This is a genomic window from Actinoallomurus acaciae (assembly GCF_042429965.1).
GTDB classification, from domain to species: domain Bacteria; phylum Actinomycetota; class Actinomycetes; order Streptosporangiales; family Streptosporangiaceae; genus Actinoallomurus; species Actinoallomurus acaciae.
In genome coordinates, this window is the sequence record NZ_JBHLZP010000502.1 from 1 (window position 1) to 5715 (window position 5715).

Annotated in this window: 5 protein-coding genes; 1 reads left to right on the top strand and 4 read right to left on the bottom strand. The window is 71.5% G+C overall.

Going from position 1 to position 5715, the window contains the following annotated elements:
- Both ACFFNX_RS40030 and ACFFNX_RS40035 read right to left on the bottom strand, forming a co-directional pair.
- Positions 1–303, bottom strand: a 303-nt coding sequence (locus ACFFNX_RS40030) for a hypothetical protein (protein ID WP_378211381.1), incomplete at its 3' end; no start/stop codon positions are given.
- Positions 296–1822 carry a sodium:solute symporter family protein gene (locus ACFFNX_RS40035; RefSeq protein ID WP_378211382.1) on the bottom strand — a complete coding sequence of 509 codons (1527 nt, stop codon included), beginning with the start codon at positions 1820–1822 and terminating at the stop codon, positions 296–298. The genes ACFFNX_RS40030 and ACFFNX_RS40035, both read right to left, overlap by 8 nt.
- Positions 1823–1931: 109 nt before the next feature.
- Here ACFFNX_RS40035 and ACFFNX_RS40040 point away from each other — a divergent pair, with 109 nt between their 5' ends.
- On the top strand, positions 1932–2954 hold the full coding sequence (locus ACFFNX_RS40040) for a LacI family DNA-binding transcriptional regulator (RefSeq protein ID WP_378211383.1): 1023 nt from the start codon (positions 1932–1934) through the stop codon (positions 2952–2954).
- On the opposite strand, the gene ACFFNX_RS40045 is transcribed toward ACFFNX_RS40040, so the two are convergent.
- Complete coding sequence (locus tag ACFFNX_RS40045; RefSeq protein ID WP_378211384.1) at positions 2898–4214, bottom strand: cytochrome P450; 1317 nt, start codon at positions 4212–4214, stop codon at positions 2898–2900. The genes ACFFNX_RS40040 and ACFFNX_RS40045 overlap by 57 nt on opposite strands.
- 96 nt (positions 4215–4310) lie before the next feature.
- Positions 4311–5715 (bottom strand): NAD(P)/FAD-dependent oxidoreductase (locus ACFFNX_RS40050; RefSeq protein WP_378211385.1); only part of this gene is annotated, 1405 nt, incomplete at its 5' end.

The window sequence follows — 5715 nt, forward strand, 5'->3', positions numbered from 1 at the left end:
AGAGTGTATGCCGTCGCCGAGCAGGGCGTGCGCGGCGACGAACTCGCCCGTCGCGACGGCCTGGGCGAGCAGGTCGCCGGCGTCCAGCGAGATCAGCCCGCGCCGGGCCGCCCGCGAGAGCCGGGCGAGCAGCCACGCCCACCGGCCCTGTGACCAGGTGTACTTGTCCGTGGAGACCAGCGCGTCGCCAGAGTTGGCGAAGCAGGTGCGCACCCCGCCCCGCTCACGGTCCGGGCCGTGCGCCAGCCACCAGGCCAGGACGTCGTTCTCCAGATGCTCCCGGTAGAAACGGGCGTCACGCATGGGCGATCGCCTGTTCGGGCGCCGGGCCCCCGTCCACGCTCAGCGCGTCGATCAGCTCGTCGGAGGCCGGGTTCCGCCACGGGCGCACCAGGCCGGTCACGACGAACACCACGAACGCCACGATGACCGGGCCGGCGACGGTGACCGTGGACACCCAGTTCTCGCCGAGCCGCGCCACCTGGCCGTCGAAGACGTACTTGGTCAGCGCGAACACGATGAGGCCGGCCGCCCAGGACAGGATCGCCGCCGACGGACCGCTGCGCCGGAACCAGGGAAGCATGCCGAACAGCATGGGGATCGCGATCGGGCCGACGAGCGCGCCGAACCAGAGGATGAGCAGGCCGAGGACGCCGCCGAAATGGTCGGAGGTCAGCGCGACGACCAGCGACAGGGCGATGAAGGAGAAGGTCGCGATCCGGCCCGCCGCCAGTTCGGTGCGGGAGCTCAGGCTCGACCTGCCGCGCATCAGGCCCGGAATGATGTCCCGGACCACCACCGCGGAGATCGCGTTGGCGTCCGAGGAGGTCATCGCCATCGTGTGCGCGAACATCCCGGCCAGCACCAGCCCGATCAGCCCGCTCGGCAGCAGGTGGGTGGTGAGCAGGGCGTACGACTGCTCCGGCGCCTTCAGATCGGGCAGCAGCAGCGGCGCGGCCCACATCGGGAAGAACAGCACGAGCGGCCACACCAGGTAGAGGGCCCCGGAGAGCACCGCCGCGCGACGCGCCTGCGCGGCGTTCCCGGCGGCGATGAAGCGCTGGGCGAGGTTCCAGGTGCCGCCGTTGTAGGAGAGCGTGTCGATCAGCAGGTAGACGAGGAAGAACCCGACGGTGTAGCTGCCCGCGAACGGCTTGGTGTGGCCCGCGGGCAGCCGGTCCCACATCGTCCAGACCGACGAGATCCCGCCGAGTTTGGACAGGGTGACGACCAGCATCGCCACTCCGGCGGCGAGCTGGATGACGAACTGCCCCAGGTCGGTCAGCGCGTCGGCCCACAGCCCGCCCACGGTCGAGTAGATCAGCGTTACTCCGCCGGTGAGCAGCACGCCCCAGTGCAGCGGCACGTCGGCGAAGACGTTCAGCAGGACCGCGCTCGCCGTCCACTTGGCGCCGACGTCGAAGATCTTCAATGCCGCACCACTCCACGCGAGCACCTGCTGCGCGGGCAGGTTGTAGCGGGTGGTGAGGTACTCCAGCGGGGAGATGATGCCGAGGCGCTCGCGCAGCCGGGGCCACCGCGGCGCGAACAGCACGGCACCGACCGCCATCGCGAACACGATGCCGATCGCCCACCAGACGTACAGGGCGAAGCCGGTGGTGTAGGCGATGGCCGCGTACGCCACGAAGACGGCGGCGCTGTAGCCCGACATGTGGTGGGAGATGCCGGCGAGCCACCAGGGCATCCGGCCGCCGGCGGTGAAGAAGTCCCGGGCGTCATGCACCCGGGACTTGGCCCACCAGCCGATGACGATCATCAGTCCGAAGTACAACGACAGCACGATCCAGGCGACAGAACCCATGACCACCTCCGGCTAGGACTCGCTGGTTGCGTAAGAGTGGCATGCAACCGGTTGCACATCAAGAGTTCGGCGAACGTTTCCGTGTTACGTGTGCGCTAACGTTTCCCCCATGGCGAGCCCAGACGGGAGCCCTCCGGCCACGGTCCCGACGATCAGCGTGATCGCCAAGGAGCTGGGAATCTCCCGCTCAACGGTCTCGCGCGCCTTCACCCGGCCGGACCTGCTGAAGCCGGAGACCGTGGAGAAGGTGCTGGCGAAGGCGCAGACCCTGGGCTACGTGCCGAACAAGGTCGCCCGCGCGCTCTCGACCGGCCAGAACGGCGTCATCGCACTGATCGTGCCGGACATCGCCAACCCGTTCTTCCCGCCGCTGATCCGCGCCGCGCAGGTCGACGCCGACCGGCAGGACTTCTGCGTGCTGCTCGGCGACTCCGCGGAGAACCCGGCCCAGGAGAGCCGCCTGATCACCCGGTTCACCCCGCAGGTCGACGGTTTAGTGCTCGCCGCATCCCGGCTGGACGACACCGCCCTCGCCGAACACGCACGACGGCGGCCGGTGGTCCTGATCAACCGGGACGTCCCACGGATGCCGCGGGTGCTGACGGACTCCAACACCGGGTTCATGCAGGCGATCGCGCATCTGGCCGAACTCGGCCACGAGCATCTCGCCTATGTCGGCGGACCGCCCGGGGCCTGGTCGGACCAGCAGCGGCGGCGCGGAATCGCCACCGCCCGCGCCGAACACGGCATGACGCTCACGACGCTGCGGGCGGAGCCCGCGACGTACGACGGCGGCAAGGCGACGGTGGACGCCATCCTCGCCTCCGAGGCCACCGCGGTCCTGGCGTTCGACGACGTCGTGGCGCACGGCGTCCTGGCCGGGCTCACCGAGCGCGGCGTGCGGGTGCCGGAGGACATGAGCGTGGTCGGCTGCGACGACGTCTTCGCCGCCACGACGTACCCACCGCTCACGACCATCTCACTGCGCTGCGCGGAGGCCGGACAGATCGCCGTGTCGGTGCTGCTGGACCTCGTGGCCGGCCGGAACGTCGGCGACGTCCGCCACAGCCTCGACTCACACCTGATCGTCCGGGCGACCACGGGCCCGGCCCCCACCGGGCGGCGCGCCTGACCTCGCGCCGCGCGCCGGTTCGACGCCGTCGATGTCGATGAGGAGGTGCCGGGGACCGCGCAGGCTCGGGCTCGCCCGGTACGGCGGCGGGTCGTCGACCAGCCGGGGGTTCTTCAGCCGGTACGCGAGTTCGGTGAGCGCGATCCGGGTCTCGGGCCTGGCCAGCGGGGCGCCGAAGCAGTAGTGGACGCCACCGCCGAAGCCGAGATGCTCGTTGTGCTCGCGGTCGGGGTCGAAGCGGTCCGGGTCGGGGACGAAGGCCGGGTCGCGGCTGCCGGCGGCGAGCACGAGGATGACCGGTGAGCCCTTCGGGATGGTGGTGCCGGCGATCTCGATGTCGGCGACGGTGCTGCGCGGGATGCCGGACAGCATCTGTACCGGTGGTTCGTAGCGCAGGAGTTCCTCGACCACCCGGGCGGCCAGGCCGGGTTCGTCTCCTCGGCGCAGCCGGTCGAGGACCTCGGGGTGGCGCAGGAGGGTGAGCATGCCGCCGGCGATGAGGTTGACGGTGGTCTCGTGGCCGGCGACGAGCAGCAGCGCCGCGTTGCTCAGGACCTGCTCCCGCGTCATCGGCTCTTCGGTGCCGTCGCCGCGCAGCGGCCCGGAGAGCAGGTCGTCGCCGGAGGCCCGCCCGCGCCGGGCGTCGAGCAACGTGGCGAAGTAACGTCCGAGGTCGGCGGTTGCCCGGTCCTGTCGGCGCTGCCGCTCCGCGATCCCTCCGGTGGCCGGGTCGGTCGTCTCGATGACGGCTCCGGACAACGCCTGGAACCGCGGCTCGTCCTCGCGCGGGACGTCCAGCAGACGGCAGATCACCGTGACGGGGAACGGATAGGCGAACCGGTCGACGAGGTCCACCCGGGCCGGCCCCGAGTCCGCGAGGTCGTCGATCAGGCCGGTGACGATCTCCAGCATCTCCGGCATCATGCCGTCGATGCGACCGGGACGGTGAGGCGGCCCGAAATCGCGCGTCAGCAGGCGCCGCACTCGGTCGTGCTCCGGCGGGTCGGTCCGGATGAAGTTCGGCGGCAGCCCCGGAGGGGTCTCATCCGAGGCGGTGTCGCCTGCTTCGGGGAGGTTCCGCGCGTCGGAGCTCAGCCGTGGGTCGTGCAGCAGCGCGACGATCTCCCGGTAGGTGCTCACCACGTAGCTGCCGTCCTCGAGCCGCAGCACCGGCGTCTCACGCAGCTCGGCGTAGAGCGGATAGGGGTCGGCGCGGTGGGCGGGATCGAGGATCTGCCGCCAGACGCTGTCTCCGGCCACGGTCGTCACCTCCTCGCCCAGCGCCGGTTCAAGGCACCTCCTTCGTCGGCGGTGTGACCGAGGTGCCGTGCTCATCGGTTCCCTCGCTTCACTCGGTCACAGGTAGGGCCTGCTCACCAGCCTGGCCCGCCGTTCGCCGGGCGTGTGGCCGGTGACCACGACGGTGGCCTGGCGGGTCGGCCGGTCGGGGACCTCGGCCGCGACCGGGTGACCGTCGTCCGGCGGGTCGACGGTGGCGAACGAGGGCGGGAACGGCGCCGCCCGATCGATCAGCCCGGCGTAGAACTCCAGCCACTTGGAGTGGTTGAAGGCGACCGCCGCGGTGACACGCCCCTGATAGCCGTAGACGGCGACGAAGCGGCGTTCGGCCACCGATCCCTGGGCGATGACGACCTGGTCGGCATAGGTCGGGACGCCCACGGACTTGATCTCGGTGTCGAACTGGGTGGACCAGAACTCCGGCAGGCTCAGGTGCGGCCAGCGCCGGCTGTCGGCGCTGATCATGTTGTGGGCGGCGACCTCCCCCTGGGCGACGGCGTTGCCCCAGTGTTCGAGGGCCAGGTACTGGTAGTTGTAGACGGGGTGCGGGAAACGCGCGATGTCGCCGGCGACGAACACATCGTCGGTGACCACGCCGTTGACGTCCACGGCACGGCAGCCGGCGTCGCAGGTCACGCCCCACACGCCCGCCGCCAGTCCCGAGCCCTCCAGCCATTCCACGTTGCGGATGCTGCCCAGCGCGACCACCACCACGTCGACGTCCAGCACACTGCCGTCGGACAACCGGGCTCGCCGCACCCGCCCGCTCCCGTCGCCCTCCAGCGTTTCGACCTGAACGCCGCACCGCAGGTCGACCCCGTGGTCGCGGTGCATTCGCGCCGCGACACGGCCGATCACCGCGCCCAGGGCCCCGGTCAGCGGGGCCGGCCCCCGGTCGACGAGGGTCACCGGCACATTCAGGTCGCGGCAGGCGGAGGCGACCTCGGAGCCGGTGAACCCCCCACCGATGACCAGCACCCGGCCCGGTCTCGCGGTCAGCCGTCGCCGCAGCGCCTCCGCGTGCTCCGGGGTCCGGACCGTGCAGACCCCGTCGAGCGCGGCCTCGGCCTCGTTCGGCCACGGGCGGGCCCGCAGCCCCGTCGCGATGAGCAACCGGTCGAAGCCGACCTTCTGGCCGTCGGCGAGAATGACCTGCCTGCCGATCAGGTCCAGGCCCGTGGCCGGGACGCCCAGCCGCCAGGTCACGTCGGACTCACCGCGCCGCGGCAACTCGGTCCCCAGCGCCGGGGCCTGCCCGATGAGGACCTGCTTGGACAGCGGCGGCCGGTCGTACGGCGGATGGGACTCGTCTCCGATCACGGTCAGCGAGCCGGCGAAGCCGTCCCGGCGCAGCACCAGAGCGGCCCGCAGCCCGGCCAGCGAGGCCCCGACGATGACGATCCCGCCGGTACGCCGGAACGCCTCGGCGGAGTCGCCGGCGGCTGCCGGCGGCGCGCGCCGC

Excerpts from the sequence above, each read along its gene's own strand:
- ACFFNX_RS40040 (WP_378211383.1), top strand. The coding sequence starts at position 1,932 with ATGGCGAGCCCAGACGGGAGCCCTCCGGCCACGGTCCCGACGATCAGC.
- ACFFNX_RS40035 (WP_378211382.1), bottom strand. The coding sequence starts at position 1,822 with ATGGGTTCTGTCGCCTGGATCGTGCTGTCGTTGTACTTCGGACTGATG.